The sequence below is a fragment of the Chitinophagales bacterium genome (assembly GCA_020636495.1).
Taxonomy (GTDB): Bacteria; Bacteroidota; Bacteroidia; order Chitinophagales; family Chitinophagaceae; genus UBA5543.
Map to the genome: position 1 here is coordinate 931,307 of JACJXQ010000008.1, position 20,547 is coordinate 951,853.

Sequence of the window (20,547 nt, forward strand, 5' to 3'; positions counted from 1 at the left end):
GATGGAGCAGATAAAAGTGATCATAGCCGGAGGAGGAACAGGCGGGCATATATTTCCCGCTGTGGCTATAGGACATGCGTTGCAAAGGTTAGTGCCCGGTGTACAACTGCTGTTTGTAGGTGCAACAGGCAAAATGGAAATGGAAAAAGTACCGCAGGAAGGGTTCGAGATAGTTGGGTTGGACATTGCGGGTTTTGACAGGGGCAATATGTTGAAGAACATATCGCTGCCATATAAGATAATTAAGAGTTATATGCAGGCAAGAAGTATACTGAAACAATTTCAACCGGACGCGGTGATAGGCGTTGGGGGCTATGCCAGCTTCCCTATGCTGAATGCTGCGCAGGGTAAAGGTATACCTACGCTGATACAGGAGCAGAATTCTTTTGCTGGCAAGAGCAATAAGATACTGGGAAAGAAAGCCAAAGCCATATGTGTTGGTTACGATAATATGGAACGCTTCTTCCCAAAAGACAAAATAAAATTCACGGGCAATCCGGTACGTGCAAAAATTGCACAGTCGACCATAACACGTGAAGAAGGACAGGCATGGCTGGGGCTGGATGCCACTAAGAAAACAGTATTGGTTGTTGGTGGTAGCCTTGGTGCATTATCTATCAATGAAACGATAGATGCAAGACTGGAGGAGATACTGGATGAAGGTGTACAACTGGTATGGCAGACTGGCAAACCTTATTACGAGAAAGCCAAAGCACGTGCAGCGGGCTTTACAGCTAAGGTTAAGGTGTTCGACTTTATAAAAGAGATGGACTATGCCTACGCGGCGGCTGATGTGGTGTTGTCGAGGGCGGGTGCTTTAGCCATAGCTGAATTGTGCATAGTGGCCAAGCCGGTAATATTCGTGCCTTATCCTTTTGCTGCCGAAGACCACCAGACCAGCAATGCCATGGCGTTAGTAGAACATAATGCAGCCATGATGGTTAAGAACAGTGATGCGAAAGCAGAACTGGTAGATAAGTTGAAAAGATTATTAAAAGACGAAGCCATGCAGGAACTGATGAGCAGGAACCTTCGAGGCCTGGCAATAAAAGATGCGGACGACAGGATAGCAAAAACAGTATTGGCAATAAGCGGTAAAAACTGATAATGAATATTGAGACAATAAATAGGGTGTATTTCGTGGGTATAGGTGGCATTGGTATGAGTGCGCTGGCACGTTACTTCTCGCAAAAAGGAGTAGCGGTGGGCGGTTACGACCGTACTGAGACCGACCTGACACGTAAACTGCAGTCTGAAGGCATTGATATTCATTACACGGATGATATAGAACTGCTGGATAAAAAGGCGGAACTGGTAGTATATACACCGGCTATACCAAAAACGCAAACAGAGTTGAACTGGTACCGTGATAATAATTACCCGGTGTACAAACGCAGCGATGTGTTGCAATGGATTACAGAGAACAACTTCGCTATCACCATTGCGGGTACGCATGGTAAAACTACCATGACCACTATGATCAGCTATTTGTTGCGTGAAGCAGGTATGGGTTGTAATGCGTTCCTGGGTGGTGTGTCTGTCAACTATAATACCAACTACTGGAGCAGCGATACTGCTACCGCAGTTATAGAGGCTGACGAATACGACAGGAGCTTCCTGAAACTACGCCCGGATATTGCGGTGCTAACAGCTATGGATGCCGACCACCTGGATATATATGGTACGGTAGAGGATATGGAGGAGGCGTATATAGAATATACGAGAAACATAAAGCACAACGGTACGTTGCTGATGAAGCACGGGCTGAAAAGGATGGGCGAACTGAAAGCAACAAATGTAATGACCTACAGTCTGCAGAACGATGCTGCTGATGTATATGCGGATAACATTATGATGAGTGATGGTGGGTATGAGTTTAATATTAACTATAAGGGAGAAAAGATAGAAGGCTTCAGGCTGAATATGGGTGGCATGCACAATGTAGAGAACGCTGTAGCTGCCATAACTGTATCGCAACTGATAGCAGTAGATGCCGGTAAAGTAAAAGAAGCGTTGGCAGGGTTCAGGGGTGTAAAGAGAAGGTTTGAATATGTAGTGAAGAATGATAACGTGGTGTATATAGACGACTATGCACATCATCCCGAAGAGCTGGCGGCATTGATAAAAAGCGCCAAGCTGCTGTTTCATGATAAGAAATGCGTGGTCGTATTTCAGCCGCACTTGTTCAGCCGCACAAGAGATTTTGCGGATGGTTTTGCGGAGAGCCTGAACATGGCCGACGAAGTGATACTGCTGGATATATACCCGGCAAGGGAAGAGCCTATAGAAGGTGTGACATCGCAGATGATACTGGACAGGATAGGTAACCCGAACAAACACTTGTTGAGTAAAGAAGGTCTGCTGGAATATGTAAAAGCTGCCCCGGTTGAATTATTGATAACAGCAGGGGCGGGTGATATAGATAAATTGGTTAACCCGGTAAAAGAGATATTAACGGCTAAATGAGCGTAAAGCGCAAAATATCGGTTCGTAAAATAATACAGGCACTGTTGACACTGGTGTTCACAGGTGTGTGTATCACGGCGGTAATGAGTGCGACCAAACTGTACAGGAGCAGGACGCTGAAAGATGTTGATATACAGATAAAGAATGACGAGCACGGTTTTGTGACCAGGGAGCAGGTGAGGGCTATGCTGTTGCGCGATGGTGAGATAAAAGAGGAAAGTACAAAGTTATCGCAGCTGAACGTACAGCAAATGGAGCGTGTGATCACTGCTAACCCTTGGGTAGAAGATGCACAGGTGTATATAGACAACAAACAAAAGCTGCACGCATTGGTAACACAGCGTGTGCCCGTTGTTAGGATCTTTGAAAAAGAAGGTAATAGTTATTACCTGGATAGTAAACAGGAGCAACTGCCATTGTCAACCCAGTATAATTATTATACCATGGTGGTGACAAATGTGCCTGAGTTAAAAAACGACAGCGCTGGTGATGCTTTGAAGAACAGGATCATGTCGCTGGTGAAATTCATCAGGCAGGATACGTTCTGGAATGCACAGGTATCGCAGGTGATAGTAAGAGATGACCTTGGTTTTGAAATAGTACCAGTGTTGGGCGAACAACAGGTGATAATAGGTGACACTACGGATATGAAACTGAAGTTTGATAACCTGTTTGCCTTTTATAACAAAGTGCTCAACGAAGTAGGCTGGGATAAATATCAGGTGCTGGACCTGAGCTTTAAAGGGCAACTGGTGGCATCTCCGGCTATCAACTGGAAGATGCCTGTTGATAAGGTGATCAATCGCATCAACTGGGTGAACAGTATACTGGGCGAAAATGCTAAACCACCTGTGGTGAACAGAACGGTTGCCGCAACTCCGCCACCTGCAGCTAAACCTGACACACTGGCAATAGCGCCGGTGCAGGCACAGCAGGTGGAAACACCAAAGCAACCTGAACCAAAGAAAACAGAGCAGGTCAAACCTGTGGAAGGGCCCGTGAAGAAACAGGCGGAACCTAAACAGCCTGTTATTGAAAAAGAAAAACAACAAGAGGATAAAAAACCGAAGTATATATATAACGGAGGTTAAAAATAAAAAGTAATAAATGTTCATAGTATGAGTAAAAAGCAACCCATCATTGTAGGCCTTGACATAGGAACCACTAAAGTGGCTGCAATTGCAGGAAGGAAAAATGAGTTTGGCAAACTGGAGATACTCGCTTTCGGGCGTGTAGAGTCGGCGGGTGTCCAGCATGGTGTCGTTATGAACATAGATCAGTGTATACGCTCTATTGAGCAGGCGGTGGTCAAATGCCTGGAGTCGAACCCTGAGCTGGATATCAACGAGGTGTATGTGGGTATTGCGGGCCAGCATATAAAAAGCCTGCAGACACGCGGTGACAGGGTGCGTACTAATTCGGATGATGTCATCAGCAAAGAAGATATCGATCTGCTGGTGCGCGACCAGTATAAAACATACATTCCTGCCGGTGACCAGATCATAGATATCGTTCCGCAGGAGTTTACCATAGACAGTACGCCGAATGTACTGGAGCCAATTGGTATGAATGGCGTGAAGATTGGTGCCAACTTCCATGTCATCACCGGTGATAAGAACGCGATACGTAATATCAAACGTTGTGTTGACAAAGCAAACCTCACCACGCGCGACCTGGTGCTGCAACCCTTGGCATCTGCCGCGGCGGTGATGAACGATGAAGATATGGAGGCCGGTGTTGCCATAGTGGATATAGGTGGTGGTACTACCGACATGGCGGTGTTCTACGACGGTATCTTAAAACACACCGCCGTGATACCATACGCCGGTGTGAATATCACCAATGACATACGTAGTGGTTTGGGCGTATTGCGAGCACAGGCAGAGCAGATGAAGGTGCAGTTTGGCACTGCGTTGGCTGCCGAAGCTAATGATAACGCGTATATCACTATCCCCGGTTTGCGTGGTTTGCCTGCCAAGGAGATATCTGTTAAGAACCTGGCACATATCATACAGGCACGTACGCAGGAGATACTGGACTACGTACTGTTCCACCTGAAGCAGATAGGACTGGATAAGCGCCTGTATGGTGGTATCATCCTTACAGGTGGTGGTGCGCAATTGAAACACATCATTCAGCTGACTGAATATACTACAGGCCTGGGAGCACGTATCGGATACCCTAACGAACACCTGGCGGGTGGCTATGCTGATCAACTCATGAACCCCATGTACTCCACCTGTATAGGTTTGATACTGCGTGGCTATCATGATTTTGAAAATGGTAAAATGCGCTTTGCGGGCGAAGGCGGCAACTTCATATCTGCACAGGTAACAGACGAGCAGGAAATGGAAATAGAAGAAGGACTGGAAGAAGAAATAAAAGACGAAAAACAGGCAAAACGTACGGAGAAAATGAAAAAACTTTTCGACGGGCTGAAAGGAAAATTCATGAGCCTGTTTGAAGAGGTGGAAGACCAGGAAATGGAATAATAAAACTCATTAACACAATTATATACTAACAAAAGGACTGTTTCACAATTACTAACCCAACAAAAACTGAAATCGTATGATACATTTTGAGATCCCCAAAAACCAATCGTCCATCATCAAGGTGATCGGTGTTGGTGGTGGCGGTAGCAATGCCGTCAATTACATGCATAGCCTCGGTATCGAGGGTGTGGACTTTGTTGTTTGTAACACGGACTCACAGGCACTGACGTTAAGCCCTGTTCACAACAAGATACAACTGGGGCCACACCTCACGCAAGGTCTGGGCGCAGGTGCAAACCCTGAGATCGGTAAGCAGGCAAGCGAAGAGAGTATGGAAGACATCTCCAAGATATTGGAGGTGAACACACGTATGGCTTTTATCACTGCCGGTATGGGTGGTGGTACAGGTACAGGTGGTGCGCCTGTAGTAGCCAAAGTATGTAAAGACCTCGATATACTGACCGTAGGTATCGTTACCACGCCTTTCTCTTACGAAGGACGTAAACGTATGAAACAGGCGCAGGATGGTATAGACCGTATGCGTGAGCATGTGGATACCATACTCATCATATCCAACGACAAACTGCGTCAGCAGTATGGCAACCTGCCGTTCACAAAAGCGTTTGCACAGGCCGATAACGTACTGGCGACTGCTGCTAAGTGTATCACAGACGTGATCAATACAACCGGCCAGATAAACGTTGACTTTGCTGATGTGTGTACGGTAATGAAGAACGGCGGTGTAGCAATATTAGGTAGCGCTGTAGCTTCTGGCGAACAACGCGCTGAACGTGCTGTTGAAGAAGCATTAAGCTCTCCGTTGCTGAACGACAACGACATAACCGGTGCTAAATGGATACTGCTGAATATAACATCTGCCGCAGGTGAGTTTGAACATACCATGGACGAAGCGGAAGCAATACAGGCTTATGTACAGCACATGGCGGGCGAAGACTGTGATGTAATACTGGGTATGGGTCATGACCCGAACCTGGAGGATGGTATTTCAGTTACCGTTATTGCCACGGGTTTCACGCATCACGATATCAGTTCCGAGATCCCGGAAAGGAAGAACGAACCTGAAAAGATAATCGTAAAGCTGGGCGAGCCCCAGGCTGCTCCTTCTGCCATCAACACAACGGCTGAGACAAAGCCTGCCGCACCGGAAGTTCCCAAAGAAGACCCGATGGCGCCTAAGCTGGTAGCTGATATACCTGCGGCTAACACTAACCCGGTTGTGATAGATGCGAAACCGCATTTCCCGGTTGAGGAGAAACCAAAGGAGACCATGCAGTTGCTTATGCCAGGTGAAGTAAAGGATGAAAATGCATCTGAAAATGAACCGGAAACAGACGAACCCGTAGCGGAAAGTACACTACAGTTGTTCATGAAGAACGAACAACCCGAACCCACTCCTGCAAAACCTGAACCTCAGCAGGTAGTAGCTGAACAGCCTAAGTATGCAGGCCGTGAAATGAGCGCTGCTGAACTGGAAGAGAAACGCATCTTCGAAGAACAGAAAAGAGCGTTGGAAGAAAGGGCAGAGCGTTTGCGCCGTATGAGTTTCGATGTAAAAGCAAATGAAAGTACGGACGATATGGAGAATGTGCCTGCATACGTACGTAAAAATATCAGGATAGACGATACCGTTGCTTCGTCTGATACATTCTACAGCGGTTACTCCGTTGGCGTGAATGATAAGGACAAAGAAGGCAATGCCGATATTCAGAGCATTAACACCTTCCTCGAAGGTAAAAAGCCTGACTAAAACATTTCTGTTATAGCCAGTGTGTTTAAAGCCCCCGCAATATCTGCGCGGGCTTTTTTGTTTTATTTAACACTTGGTATTTAAACATCTCTTTTAATGCTGGGTCTATAATACAGAACCAAATGAATAAGATATGAAAGCAATAACAGCAGTATTAGCAGCGATATTCATGTTCGCGGTACAACCGGCAGAAGCGCATCCGTATAAAAGGAATGTAAATAAACATCAGTATTACCAACACAAACGCATTCAGCATGGTGTACGTACAGGACAACTGACACGAAGAGAAGCCGGCGCACTGCGTATGCAGCAGGCAAGGGTAAGAAACTATAAGCAAATGGCAATGGCAGACGGACGGGTGACCCATAACGAACGCAGGATGATACAACATGCTCAGATGCATGCCAACAGGAGTATCTATAATAAGAAACATAATAACAGGACAAGAGTATACAGGTAAAGTAACGTAGTAGTATAGTGGGTGTTTTTGATTTAAGAAAAGGAGGCTTCGCGCCTCCTTTTTTAATTTTTGTTACCTGGATATTAATAATACCTGAACGAACTGTTACCGGAATGATAACCTATTATGAAGAATAGGTAAACGGGGTACATACGAGAATATCATTCTGTTGTTTTGCAAAAAATTACAGTTATGAGAAAATTTGTACTCCTTTTTACGGCACTGTTTTCATGCGTAAGTTTTGCACAGGCGCAGGACATAGACATGATGGACGAAGTGCTGACATTTGATGAAGCAACAGGTACCGCTAAGATCGGTGTTATCGTTAAAAACAAGAATGCATCTGCTACTACGGTTGATGTGGCATTGATGAGCAACTTCGGTACTACCGATAACAGCGACATCACGCTTACTACCACAAAACTGACCTTTGCCGCTACAAGTCCCGATCCGGATACACAATATATCAATGTAACTGTGGCAAACGATATGACGGCCGAAGCGGCTGAGTATTTCGCGCTTCAAATTTCAAATGCTGTAAACGGTAGCATTGGCGACGATGTTACTGTGGTATATATAAAAGACAACGACTACACACCTCCTGTTGCCAGGAAGAATATTTCGCTCGATTTCCTGGGTCGTTACACTATGCCTGCGGCAGGTTCTTCTGCTGAGATATTAGCATACGACAGCGCTTCAAACAGGTTGTTCGTAGTAAACTCACTGAAGAGTGTATTGCAGATACTGGACTTTTCCAATCCCGCTGCTCTGACAAAAGTTGACTCCGTTGATATGTCTTCTTATGGTGGTGGTATCCAGTCGGTAGATGTATATAATGGTATGGTAGCCGTTGCGGTTCAGGGTAACCCTAAAACGGACAGCGGTTCTGTTGTGTTCATGGATAAAGACGGAACTGTATTGAAACAGTTCAAAACAGGTTTCCTGCCCGATAACGTTGATTTTACACACGATGGTAAATACGTATTAACGGCTAACGAAGGCGAACCTAATGACGCATATTCTATTGACCCTGAAGGTTCTGTTACAGTGATAGATATCAGCAATGGTTTGAACAGCGCTACGGTTAAGCACGCTACGTTCACATCATTCAATGCTAGTGCAGCTGCCCTGAAAGCGAAAGGGATCAGGATATTCGGTGCTAACAATCCTACCGTTGCACAGGATATGGAGCCTGAATATATCGCCTTCAACAGTACTTCGGATACTGCCTATGTAACACTGCAGGAAAACAACGCAGTAGCTATCGTACACATACCATCTGCTACTATTGTAGACATCATGCCACTGGGTTATGTTGATCATAGTGCTGCCGGTAATGCACTGGATGCTTCTGATAAAACCGATGAGCCCCTGATAGCCAACTGGCCGGTACGTGGTTTGATGCTGCCTGACGCATTAGGTAGCTACGAAGTAGGTGGCAAAACGTATATAGTAGTTGCCAACGAAGGTGACTCAAGAGACTATGGCGGATATTCTGAAGAATTGAGAATAAAAGATAAGAGCCTGAAACTGGATGCTACTAAATTCCCTGCAGGTAGCCTGATGAAAAAAGACTTCTGTATGGGACGTCTGAACATCACCACCAGCCTGGGCGATACGGATAATGATGGTGACTACGACGAGCTGTATTCATACGGTACACGTGGTTTCGCAATATTCAACACGGCTGCAAGGTCATTGGTATACCAGAGCGGCGACCAGTTTGAGCATATTCTCGCTGTAGACCCTAAAGTAGGTAAGATATTCAACGCAAGTAACGATAACAACGACCTGAAAGACAGGAGCGATAACAAAGGCCCTGAGCCCGAAGGTGTTACTATGGGTACCATACACGATACTACTTATGCTTTCATTGGTTGCGAGCGTATAGGTGGTGTAATGGTGTATGATGTTACTACTCCGGCAGCCCCTGTGTTCGTTGATTATATCAACACGCGCGATACAAATGCATACGGTGGCGACAATGGCCCTGAAGGGCTGATATTCCTGGATGCTGCGCACAACAGCCACGGTAAATACTACCTCATCACGGCCAACGAAGTAAGCGGTACAGTTGCTGTTTTTGAAGTAAAAGTTGCGCCTGTAAGCGTACAGGATGTAGCAAACAAGCTGCCTAAGCTTAATGTTTATCCTAATCCTGTTATTAAAGGACAGTTATACTTCAGCACTACCGTTACGGGTACAATTGTTGATATGAATGGCCGTGCTGTAGCTTCATTCAGCAATGCAAATAGCATCAGTACAACCAACCTTGCTTCAGGTGTTTATTTCCTGAAAGCAAATGGTTTCTCTGTTGAAAAAGTAATAGTACAATAATTACACTCTGTTATGATCATCATAAGCCCTGTGCACATGCACGGGGCTTTTTTTATATAATTCCCCTCTTGGGAGTGCCTGTCCCGCCACGGCGGGAGGTGTAGGGGTGAGTACGCTCGCGGGGAACAAACACTTTTTTTGAATTTTTACTTTTACTTTACATCATGCTCAACACAACCCAATTACAAATACAGCAACTGGACAGGCAAGGACTCGATACCCTTGTTAGCTGGGCTAAGGCCGAAGGGTGGAACCCCGGCCCATACGACGCTGATGTGTTCTGGGCTACAGACCCTGAAGGATTTGTCGGGTATTACCATAATGACGAACTCATAGGCGGAGGCTCTGTTGTTGCTTACAACGGGCTGTTCGGTTTTATGGGCTTCTTCATCGTTAAGCCTGAATATCGTTCCGTGGGTATTGGCCGCAAGCTATGGTATCAGCGCAGAGATATGCTGTTGTCCCGCCTGCAGCCCGGTGCCGCTATTGGTATGGACGGAGTACTGGCCATACAGCCATTTTACGAGGATGGCGGCTTCTCCATTGCCTTCCGCGACGAGCGTTACGAACGTACAGGTACGGAGTTTGCCGTGCACCATAACGTTACACCCGTTTCAGGCAATGATATACCCGCCGTGCTGGATTATGATACATTGTGTTTCGGCGTCCCCCGCCTGCAGTTCATGGACCGGTGGCTCAACATGCCCGAAAGTAAAGCCTTCAAATATATGGATGAAGGAAATATCCGGGGCGTAGCGGTATTGCGCAAAGCTGATACCGGCTACAAGATAGGCCCCCTGTTTGCCGACAATGCAAATATTGCCGAAGAGCTGTATAAAGCCTGCCTGAACGAAGTGCCCGGCGAACAGGTATATTTAGACATCCCCGTAGCTAATACCGCCGCCGTGCAACTGGTACAGAAATACAACGCCACCTACGTATTTGAATGCGCCCGTATGTACTACGGCACGCCACCCGCACTGCCTGTCGAAAAGATATTCGGCATCACCAGTTTTGAGTTAGGGTAAATGTGGAGAGTTTTCCTCCCGTCATTGTGAAGTATGAAGCAACCCTTCTAACCGTCATCAAGAGGAAGTATTTGCCTCGTCAAATAATGACGTGGTGATCTTCTCCTCACGTGCGATAATTAACGCTTATTATATAAGCGCTATTGTGGAATATTAGGTAGTAGAAATAGAGTGTTTTCACCGTTGTGGGTGCTGATAGTTAGATTGTAATTGTAAATATCTTTTGGGTATCAACACTGAGTTGAATTGTTCGTTTAAAATCCATATAGCATTAGAGGTAAAACAATAGCAGCAGCTTCATTCTCGAAGTTAAAATAGATTTGTTCTGAATACGGATCAATAAAACAATTGTGAACTGTATTGCCATTTAGTATTTCGCCTATGCATGCTTGTCTTGTTTCTTCAAAATCTTTGAAACCTTTTATATAAATATTTTTTCTGATTCTGTAAACAACGAGTAATTCACGAGTTTTAGGAATATATTTGAGAGATAGAACTTTATATTTCTCTTTCCCTAAATCAGTTCCAATGAGGTCAACATTTGCATTATAAGTAAGGGTATCAATTACATTAATTGTTTTTAGCGTATTTAGATCAATTATTTTATTTGAATATGTAAATGTAATATATGGGAAGGAGCATAGCTCAGGACTTAGAAAATTTTCAAAGTATTTTTTTCTATAAATAAGTGGTAAGTCAACAGAATACATTTTGATAGGTTTAGCTGTTCGATCTATAGTGTCAAGAGTAAATTCAGTAATGAACTTTATTATTTTTTCTGGGTTTGCTTCAAGTTGAGTGTCAAACCAATTCAATTTTTCATGTGTAATTGCAATAAATGAGTTGTCATTTTTTAAGGTAAATCTGGCACTATAGTTATCATAATTTTGAACGCTATCAAGGTTAAAGGGATAGACTTGTTTTATTTGAACTAATGAATCATACATTACGATACAGCTATGTATATTAAATGTTATAGTGTCATTTTGTACGTGAGTTTGTAGGTATTCCAGGAGAGCATATATCTCACCTTTGGTATTAATACCAAACCATTTAAATCCTGGTCTGAACCCTTTTGAATGTTTATTTATGTATTCTCCCTTCTCTGCAAACCCAATGCTATCAATACCTTTTAGGCTTGTTTGTATAAATTGATAATCAAAATTACTCGGGCTAATATTAATAACTTCATTTGGGTTGCTTTTTTGCCAAACCTGTATTTTATCTAAGTCGATATTGATAAAAACAACTTTATTTTCCGTAAAATTATAATTAGCATGTTTGGTGGTAGGGAGTAACAAAGTGTTATTATGAATAAAGTCCATTATTTCAGTTTCATTAATCGTTTTTAGTCCGCCTTCTAATACGATTTTTTCATTTTGATCAAAAATATACCAATTTGATATCTCATTTTGTTTATGTAGTTTTTGATATAAATTATCATTGAAAATACATTTTATGCCAAAATCATTTAGAGTAAATTTGTATTCCAAATCAAAAGAGTCAGCCCTTTGACGTTCACTAAAAATGGCAAATACAGGTATTTCGCTAGATAATTTATTTAAGAAAAAAAGGTTACTCCTACAAGACACACAATCATTTTGTTTGAGGTCTAAAAGCATATATTGGGCAAACAGGTTATTACAGAATAAAATAAGTGCTAATACAGAAAATGTTTTTTTCATAATGTAGATCAATTGTCGTACTACAACAGTAACGGTGCATTGGTAATTAAGAAAGTCTTCGTGTAAAAGAACATGAAAGTAATGAAACTGGTAAGACTACAATTGTAAAACTTACCAGTTTCAAGTCAATAGTAGTAATTATGGCGCAATAGGTAAACTACCGTCATTTTCCAATGTAGTAGTCATATAATCTTCTAACGACGTTGCATCGACATAACCAGGATTTGTTACTTCAGTTTCTTTCGGATCAGGGAGTACTATATCTCCACCTATTGTACCATGAAAAAAAACCGCATTATCTACATATATTCTTATCACGCATTTATTTGCTTCTGCTTCAGGACGTCTTGCATCGTCATTAATTCTAATGTATCTGCGCCCGGGTACAGAATTAGTACTAACTAATGTTGAATTGGCATTTGCCTCAATACAAGTAATTAGAAACATTGCTGCAAAAGCTAAAAATTTTGGACTTTTCATGTTGTTTAAATTTTCCTACTCTTTTTCTCCGCTTTTCGGATTACACGTACAAGTTTCGAAAGTGAACCGGTACTTATAAGTGCTTGCAAAACGAAAGTATTGAAGCTTATAACATCAGATACCCTCAAAAAGTGCATATTTTTATATTAATTAGTTAATACTTTTGTGATCATTTTGAGGGTACACCATTCGTCTATTTTTCGTATATATCCATCCCTGGTATTTGTTTGAAACGAGGACTAAACGGAACAGCGTTAGCAACGCCCCCTCTGATACAGCTGTTGGTCGTACCCCCCGACTACGTCCTCACGGCCGTCCATCCCCCGATTGACATATCCACTGCGGAAAACGAATCCTGTCAATCCCAAAATCCTGCAAATCCTGATTCAGACAATTACCCCCCGACTACGACCTCACGGCCGTCCATCCCCCGATTGACATATCCACTGCGGAAAACGAATCCTGTCAATCCCAAAATCCTGCAAATCCTGATTCAGACAATTACCCCCGACTACGTCCTCACAGTCGCCCATCCCCCGATTGACATCTCCAACACACAAAACGAATCCCGATAATCCCAAAATCCTGCATCCCGATAGCTATCGGGACTGATTCTGACAATTAAAATTTGTAAATGTTTAATAATTTACGTAATTTTGTTATTATTATATCCCTCTCTAAAACAGGGATAATTGTTAACCAACCCTATAACAACTCTCCCCTTTAGGGGAGTCGGAGGGGTTTAATTTCCTTTACCATGACAACAAAACATCTCCAGTTCTGCCTCAACTACCTGCAGACACACGACCCCGGCGTAGCCTACAAAATGACCTACCCCAAAGTAAGCCCAAAATCGGTTTATGCAGCCGCATCGCGCCTCATGGCCCGGCCCGACGTATCGGCATGGATAGAAGAAACAGAGCGCAGCATGCACCGGCGTGTATTAAAACAGATAGAAGAAGAGCAGGGAGAAGTACTGAAAAAAGACCTCATGACCATCAACCAGAAACGCGCCGTCCTCACAAAGATCATTACAGGGCAAACCAAACGCAGGCGCAACGTAAAAACAAAATACGGCTACACCGTGGTTGAGGACGACCTGCCCGTTTACGCCGTACTCCGCGCCATAGACATGGATACCCGCCTCGAGAATTTTTACAACTACCTCATCAACCCCCACACCTGGCGCAAGACCCACAATCAGTACGTCAATACCCCCACCCTCCAGCAGCAGGTCAACATACTCATAGCCCAAACCACCGAAAAACAGGAAGAAAAAGAAACCATACAGGAAATACGTACACCCGCGCAGGAAAATTCCCCTCTTGGGAGTACCTGTCCCGCCGCCGCAGGAGGTGAAGGGGTGGGTCCACTCGCGCAGGAAAACACACCACACAAACTGTCCCCCGCTGGCGGGGGTGTCCGACAAGCGTCGGACGGGGGTGGAGCACTCGCGAAAGAAAACCACATTCCACATCTCCCCGGAATAACATCCCGCTTCAGCGGGAGGGGGATAGGGGGACACGCACCCGTGAAGAATAATTCCCCTCTTGGGAGTGCCTGTCCCGCCACGGCAGGAGGTGAAGGGGCGGGTCCACTCGAGCAGGAAAACACACCACCAGATTTTAACGCCTCCGCACCTTTGCTGCCAGGCCAACCACCCGCGCCGGAACAACACGTGTCGGAAGATTCCCCTCTCGGGAGTGCCTGTCCCGCCACGGCGGGAGGTGCAAGGGTGGGTTCACTCGCACGGGAACCACTTGCGCCGGAACAGCACTTAACAACTGAGCTCGCGAACTCGTTAAGGCAAAATAAAAATCATTCACTTAACAACTGAGCTTGCGAACTCGTTAAGACAAAATAAAAATCATCGTTAACTTAACAATACTTAACAACTGAACTAGAGAACTCGTTAAGACAACAGAAAAAGACATTGATCACTTAACACCACCAATTGTCACACTAATCTCATTATGCCAACATTAACCAAACGTTTATGCTATATTTGACGTCTAAGCATATACAGTACCTGGAAATAAATAAGTTTTTTGGGGTAAAAACGAAAAACTTACTATTTTGGCACTGTATTTGTGTTAAACAATTTTCACATTTGGGCAATAAAATCCCCAATTATTAGTTAAATAACTTCAAAAGGACGCACTATAGCATAGACTTCTACATTAAATAACATTTACCGAAAATGTAATGATGTGTACCCTAACAGGTAGAAGAATATGCAAACACTCCATCAACAACAAACTGACGCACAACTGGTGCAATCCTTCAAAGAAGGACAGGCTGCGGCATTAGAAACACTGATCCACAGGTATAAGGATAAGATATACACGGGCATTTTTATGCTGGTAAAAGACCAGTACACCGCCGAAGATATCTTCCAGGATACCTTTATGAAGATCATCCGTACCATAAGGGCCGGCCGGTATTCAGAGCAGGGCAAATTCCTGCCATGGGCCATGCGCGTAGCGCACAACCTGTGTATGGATCATTTCCGAAAAGTTCGTCAGCAGGTCAACATTACATTGTCAGACGGCACCGACCTTTCTGAGATACTCGGTAGCAGCGACGATATAGCCTCTGCGGCAATAGAAAAACGCCAGGCGCACGATTCCATCCGCAAACTGATAGAAATGTTGCCCGAAGAGCAGCGCGAGGTGATCATCCTCCGCATCTACGGCGATATGAGCTTCAAAGAGATATCAGACATGACATCGGTAAGTATCAACACCGCCCTCGGCAGAATGCGTTATGGGCTCATCAACCTGCGCAAGATGATAGAAGAGAAAAAACTCGTGCTGCGTTAAGGCCGTGTTTTTTAATTATCTTGCCTGCCATGGTAGCATTGTTTCTCCATGAGGGAGATCTGAAGGTTCAGGCGGGGCTTGTTTTACAGGACGATACCGCAAAGCACGTGGTGCAGGTATTGCGCATGCAGCCCGGCAACAAGCTGGCACTCACCAACGGAAGGGGATACCGGGCAGAGTGTACGATAGAACAGGCCAATAAACGCAGTTGTACCGTTTCTGTTGACGAGGTAACCTTTTATGAGCGGCCGGCAGTTCAGCTTCATTTAGGAGTGGCGTTTACCAAAAACAGCAGCCGTAATGAGTGGATATTGGAAAAAGTGACAGAACTCGGTGTCGCGACCATCATTCCCCTGCAGGCCTCCCGTAGCGTTCGCGAAAAATTCCGTTTCGATCGATGGAACAATATATTGGTGTCAGCCATACTGCAATCGCAACAATACTGGCTCCCCGACCTCAGGCCATTGACCCCGCTTACTGAGCTCTGCGATGAGATGAAGGACCTGCCGGTGAAGATCGTAGCGCATTGTATGGATGGCATGGAAAGAATCCCGCTGAGAGAGGCTATTGAAAAAGGTAAAGAAACGTTATTGTTGATAGGGCCGGAGGGTGATTTTACCGATGAGGAAGTAAAAGAGTTATCTTCGGATGGATTTGCGGGAGTGTCTATGGGTATCAACCGTTTGCGTACAGAAACCGCTGCCGTAACTGCTTGTGCACTCTTCAATATGATGAACTATGATTAGAAAGATATTGCTCATATTCAGTTTGCTCCTGTCGACGGTACTGCATGCCGGTGCGCAGAACATGAAGCTGGCGCTGTTGGTGTATGGCGGCGGCGGCGACTGGTATGCCAATCCTACTTCTCTTAAGAATCTTGCAACATTCTGTAATCAACGCCTGCATACCAACTTTGACGGACAGGAGGCGCAGGTAGCTGCCGCTAGCCCTGATATATTTAATTACCCTTTTGTGCACATGACAGGCCACGGCCGTTGGACTGTGAATGAAGAGGAGGCAGGTAATCTCAGGGCATATCTATCAGCCGGTGGTTTCCTGCATATTGATGACAACTATGGGCTGGATGAGTATGTACGCCCTGCCCTGAAAAAGATATTCCCTAACCTTGAATTGGTAGAAGTGCCTTTCTCGCATCCTATATATCACCAGGTGTTCAATTTTAATAAAGGACTTCCCAAAATACACGAGCACGATAATAAATCCCCTAAAGGTTATGGGTTATTCCTTAATGGCAGGTTGGTAGTATATTATACTACTGAAACCGATCTTGGTGATGGATGGGAAGATATCGAGGTACACAATGACACGCCAGATGCACATAAACAGGCATTGGAAATGGGCGCCAATATTGTGCAGTATGCCCTTACTGGTGGTGGCTGATAGTGGTTGATTGCAGTATTGAAATTACGTTAGCCGCGATATTGCCATGGTAATAAGTATCATAAAAAGCGGGCGGAATGTCTGAATGATCATTGATAGCCTTTTCCGTGTTATCAACAAAGGCATCCCAATCATAATCTTCGCTGATGAGCAGTTTTTGCCCGCAAACATCAGGAATGAGGCCTGCAGCGCCAATGCTTGAGCTGACAACAGTTTTGTTATAACCTAGTGCTTCTACAGCCTTGGTTTTAATGCCGCCACCAGTCATAACCGGGTTCAGCATTATATCGCATGCCTCCAGAAAAATATCAAGGTCATCTACAAAGCCCATGTGATGTACATATTCTGTTTGCCCGATACGGTTTGACAGTTCTTCATCCAGTCCTTTGCCGGCGATCAGTATCTCACAGTGGATACCTGCTTTTATGAAGCGTGGATGTATCTCGTCCAGGATGTAGCTGACAGCGTCTTCATTTGGCTTGTAGTCCAATGCCCCTAGAAAGTACAGCCATGGCAGATCTTTGTTCAGCCCTGAAGTAAGTGCCATTTGAGCTTTTGATCCATTATGACTCCGGGGAGTACTCTGCAGGTCAGTACCGAAAGGTATTACATGACATTTACTTTGCGGTAGTTTAAAATGTTGTTCTGCCCATGTCGCATCTTCTTGCGTAATAAAGAATACGCCATCAGACTTATGCATAGCGTATCGCTCATATTTTCTGAGTATTGGCCACCATACTTTACCTAAAGACCGGAAACGTTCAGACTCGATATTGTGTGAACGAATGAACCACGGGATATGCAGTTTATGCGCTAAGGTCATGGCTGACAGAGCCATATACGGGTGTTCGCAAATGATGTACCTGCTGTTGTTTTGCTCAGCTATTTCCAGCATACTGTTCACACCATAGCCAGGAAAGTACCTTAGCGGTCTGTCAGGAAAAATACCATGCATGGTAAACGAAAATGTATTGTCCCCGTTATCGTCCGTGCTGACAACATGGTCGTTGCAGACGGAGCCCAAATAGTGGTGCAATTTGGCAATGGCCTGATGCCCGCCATTGCGCAGCGGTAAAAAAGGGTATGGGGCAATACTGAGTATACTAATATCCTGTGCAGTCATTGAACCCGCTAAAAATACTAATAATAACTCATTCTGAAAGCCTTCTACAACTATAAGGCAGTAGACTCGTGGGTATGGTCTTTGCGGCTTTCAATTACTTTTTTCAGAGCTGCTGAGTCATGTTGCCTGTAAGTCAGGAATATGGTTATTAAGTTTAATTCTTCGGCATTAACCCTCGCTTCAGAAACGCTCATTTCGTGTTTTGGGTCTGCTATTCTCACTTCGTAAGAAGCCAGCATTTCTTCAGTAAATTCGGGTAGTTTTACTTTTCGTTTCTCTACCGTGTTGTGGCATTTTGCACAATTTATGTCATACAGTATCCTGCCTTTTTCCCACATCTCTGCGTAGCTCTCTTTTACATGGGGCAGCATTGCGTCGGGAAATACCGGCGTTACCTTTTGTTGTTTTTGTGTAAAACAGGCTGATAATAATATGGCACCTGTAAGTACTAATGTCAACTTCGACTTCATCTTCTACGTTATTTTATTAATACACTCCGCCAACTTTGCGGGTGTTCAATGATCTTATTTTTGAAACAGGTAATGCTTTGGGTGCCTCTTCAAAAGGTACCTTTTCGTTGAGTGATAACATAAACTGCACCAGCATTTGCTTCTCATTGACAGATAAGCCTAATGAATCTTCAGATAATGTCTGGTTGCTTACTGTTAAACCTCTGCCGGCACCACCGCCTGCATTGTAAAATTCCACTACTTCTTCCAGCGTATTGAAAACGCCATTGTGCATATAAGGTTTTGTGTATTGTATATTCCTGATAGAACCAGTGCGGAACGCATTCTTCATTTCATCAGCCTTATGAACACCATACCTGCCTATATCTTTGCTAAGGGCAGAATATGCAGTGTCTTCCGGCACACCCAACACTTCAAATTCAGAACCTATGAAAGGGGGCTTAACACCATTGAATTGAGGTACGAAATGACAAGTGGCACATTGTGCCTTGCTCATAAATAAGTTGAAGCCCTGCTTTGCTGCGCTATGAAGTGTAGTATTGTTGTTCATGGCATTGTCAAAAGGTGCATAGCCCTTGCCAAACTTACCATAGTAGCAGGTAATAGCTGATGAGATATGTTCGAGTGTTACTTCAGTTTCTGTTGGAGTATATTTCAGGAATTTTTTAAATGCTTTATTGTATTCGTTACAGCTCATTACCCTATCTACTATCTCGTTATAATTACTACCCATTTCTACGGGGTTGGTCATCACGTCTTTGGTTTGGTTCTGCAGGCTGATGTGTTTGCCGTCCATCATAGCCAGGTGGTTATATTGTACATTGATAAGAGAAGGTGTGTTTCTCGGAAGAACATCTTTACCGTTCAATTGTAATGCGGTCGCCGTTGTTGTGTCAGTAAAAAATTCTGTTGGTTTATGGCAGGATGCACAACTGCGTTGGTTATTGCCAGACAGGATAGGGTCGTAGAAGAGTAGCTTGCCTATACGGTCTATTTCCTTTAGTACTTCTTCATCTTCTACTCTCAGGTATATACCTTTTGTGCTTTGCCCGGAATAAATGTCTTTGCTGAATATAGGTACCACTTTTTTGTTCAGTGTATAGTCTACCATACTGCGGCTGAATACTTTGTAGTTATTCAGTAGTTGTTGGTTCTTTATGTATAGCGGGTTGATATAGTCTTTTATAAAAGTAAAATGATCGAAGATGGAATAGTCAGTAGATTGTGCCTGTACAAAGTCAATAGCTTTATTATACAAGTCTATATAATCCCGCGGCAAAGATGTTTTGCTATTGCTCTCATTAAACGCATTATAAATGGTGTTTACCTCGTTCATCATAGATAATAGTTCCGGTATGATGAGTGAAGTGTCAGGGCATTCAAAGCCTGTAGTGTATATAGCAGCCAGGTTGAGTATATAGAGCCTGTTACATAAAAAGAAATGGTCCGGCGTATTGAGTAGTCGGGTAATGGAGTCTGCCTGGTATGTTTTTGCGGCGTCTATAGATGACCTTACCAGGTATACAAGATGGCCTTTAGTGATATGCTCTTCGCCAAGGTACAAAGCAGCTTGTGTCAGCCCTGTACCTTCTCGTTTGTAAGGCGGTTCAAACTTTTCAAAAACCTCAGTTTCCCATTCTACCGGTAAGGGGCCGTTCATTCGCCTGTAGGCAACAGGTTCCATATAGCGTGCCCAGAAGTCAAGGGCTTTTAACCGGGAACGAGCTTTGCTGATAGCGGATAAAATGTGTTCTACATCCGCAGTGTTTTCCAGGTTGCTTTGCTCTATCGTATTCAATAAAGCTACCTGTGCTTCTTCCAGCTTGTGGAGTTTCTCAAAGTACAGGTTGTTATACCTGTCCGGTGTTGTTTTCTGATCGAATGAAAATGATATTAGGGTGATTAAGGCCAGTAAAAAGACAAGCGTAATTTTTTTATTCATAATGTCCTCCACACTTTTTCATGTACTTATTATAACCTGAAATGGGGAGCACAATTAAGTGCACCCCATCCAG

Annotated in this window: 17 protein-coding genes; 12 read left to right on the top strand and 5 right to left on the bottom strand. The window is 44.1% G+C overall.

The window, feature by feature from the left end:
* Position 1 precedes the first annotated feature (1 nt).
* From murG to H6550_04130, 8 genes are all read left to right on the top strand, one after another.
* Positions 2-1,105, top strand: a complete 1,104-nt coding sequence (murG, locus tag H6550_04095) for an undecaprenyldiphospho-muramoylpentapeptide beta-N-acetylglucosaminyltransferase (GenBank protein ID MCB9045305.1) — start codon at positions 2-4, stop codon at positions 1,103-1,105.
* Between the two features lie 2 nt (positions 1,106-1,107).
* Positions 1,108-2,466, top strand: coding sequence for a UDP-N-acetylmuramate--L-alanine ligase (locus tag H6550_04100; protein ID MCB9045306.1), 1,359 nt, complete (start codon positions 1,108-1,110; stop codon positions 2,464-2,466).
* Positions 2,463-3,557, top strand: a complete 1,095-nt coding sequence (locus H6550_04105) for a hypothetical protein (GenBank protein ID MCB9045307.1) — start codon at positions 2,463-2,465, stop codon at positions 3,555-3,557. Before H6550_04100 ends, H6550_04105 begins: the two co-directional genes overlap by 4 nt.
* 27 nt (positions 3,558-3,584) lie before the next feature.
* Positions 3,585-4,958 (top strand): cell division protein FtsA, encoded by a 1,374-nt coding sequence (gene ftsA / locus H6550_04110; protein ID MCB9045308.1) that lies wholly within the window; start codon positions 3,585-3,587, stop codon positions 4,956-4,958.
* Positions 4,959-5,034: 76 nt separating this feature from the next.
* Positions 5,035-6,726: a cell division protein FtsZ gene (ftsZ, locus tag H6550_04115; GenBank protein MCB9045309.1), complete on the top strand. Its 1,692-nt coding sequence runs from the start codon at positions 5,035-5,037 to the stop codon at positions 6,724-6,726.
* A gap of 133 nt (positions 6,727-6,859) precedes the next feature.
* Positions 6,860-7,186 carry a hypothetical protein gene (locus tag H6550_04120; GenBank protein ID MCB9045310.1) on the top strand — a complete coding sequence of 109 codons (327 nt, stop codon included), beginning with the start codon at positions 6,860-6,862 and terminating at the stop codon, positions 7,184-7,186.
* Between the two features lie 192 nt (positions 7,187-7,378).
* Positions 7,379-9,523 (top strand): T9SS type A sorting domain-containing protein, encoded by a 2,145-nt coding sequence (locus H6550_04125; protein MCB9045311.1) that lies wholly within the window; start codon positions 7,379-7,381, stop codon positions 9,521-9,523.
* A 164-nt stretch (positions 9,524-9,687) separates the two neighbouring features.
* Positions 9,688-10,551 carry a GNAT family N-acetyltransferase gene (locus H6550_04130; GenBank protein MCB9045312.1) on the top strand — a complete coding sequence of 288 codons (864 nt, stop codon included), beginning with the start codon at positions 9,688-9,690 and terminating at the stop codon, positions 10,549-10,551.
* A 254-nt stretch (positions 10,552-10,805) separates the two neighbouring features.
* Here the strand turns inward: H6550_04130 and H6550_04135 are convergent, their stop codons facing one another.
* Both H6550_04135 and H6550_04140 read right to left on the bottom strand, forming a co-directional pair.
* On the bottom strand, positions 10,806-12,236 hold the full coding sequence (locus tag H6550_04135) for a hypothetical protein (GenBank protein ID MCB9045313.1): 1,431 nt from the start codon (positions 12,234-12,236) through the stop codon (positions 10,806-10,808).
* A gap of 138 nt (positions 12,237-12,374) precedes the next feature.
* Positions 12,375-12,716: a hypothetical protein gene (locus H6550_04140; GenBank protein ID MCB9045314.1), complete on the bottom strand. Its 342-nt coding sequence runs from the start codon at positions 12,714-12,716 to the stop codon at positions 12,375-12,377.
* Between the two features lie 757 nt (positions 12,717-13,473).
* Here H6550_04140 and H6550_04145 point away from each other — a divergent pair.
* The 4 genes from H6550_04145 to H6550_04160 all read left to right on the top strand — a co-directional run bounded on the left by H6550_04145 (position 13,474) and on the right by H6550_04160 (position 16,939).
* Positions 13,474-14,553 (top strand): hypothetical protein, encoded by a 1,080-nt coding sequence (locus H6550_04145; GenBank protein ID MCB9045315.1) that lies wholly within the window; start codon positions 13,474-13,476, stop codon positions 14,551-14,553.
* A 397-nt stretch (positions 14,554-14,950) separates the two neighbouring features.
* Positions 14,951-15,538, top strand: coding sequence for a sigma-70 family RNA polymerase sigma factor (locus H6550_04150; protein ID MCB9045316.1), 588 nt, complete (start codon positions 14,951-14,953; stop codon positions 15,536-15,538).
* Between the two features lie 29 nt (positions 15,539-15,567).
* Positions 15,568-16,284, top strand: a complete 717-nt coding sequence (locus tag H6550_04155) for a 16S rRNA (uracil(1498)-N(3))-methyltransferase (GenBank protein MCB9045317.1) — start codon at positions 15,568-15,570, stop codon at positions 16,282-16,284.
* The gene (locus tag H6550_04160; GenBank protein ID MCB9045318.1) at positions 16,277-16,939 is read left to right on the top strand and encodes a DUF4159 domain-containing protein; all 663 of its coding nucleotides are present in this window, start codon (positions 16,277-16,279) and stop codon (positions 16,937-16,939) included. The genes H6550_04155 and H6550_04160 overlap by 8 nt, the downstream gene beginning before the upstream one ends.
* Here H6550_04160 and H6550_04165 read toward each other — a convergent pair.
* The 3 genes from H6550_04165 to H6550_04175 are packed head-to-tail and all read right to left on the bottom strand — an operon-like array spanning position 16,923 to position 20,474.
* Positions 16,923-18,062: a glycosyltransferase family 4 protein gene (locus tag H6550_04165; GenBank protein ID MCB9045319.1), complete on the bottom strand. Its 1,140-nt coding sequence runs from the start codon at positions 18,060-18,062 to the stop codon at positions 16,923-16,925. The two genes, H6550_04160 and H6550_04165, sit on opposite strands and share 17 nt — an antisense overlap.
* A gap of 50 nt (positions 18,063-18,112) precedes the next feature.
* Positions 18,113-18,532 (bottom strand): hypothetical protein, encoded by a 420-nt coding sequence (locus tag H6550_04170; GenBank protein MCB9045320.1) that lies wholly within the window; start codon positions 18,530-18,532, stop codon positions 18,113-18,115.
* A gap of 16 nt (positions 18,533-18,548) precedes the next feature.
* Positions 18,549-20,474, bottom strand: a complete 1,926-nt coding sequence (locus H6550_04175; protein MCB9045321.1) for a cytochrome C peroxidase — start codon at positions 20,472-20,474, stop codon at positions 18,549-18,551.
* Positions 20,475-20,547: the final 73 nt, after the last annotated feature.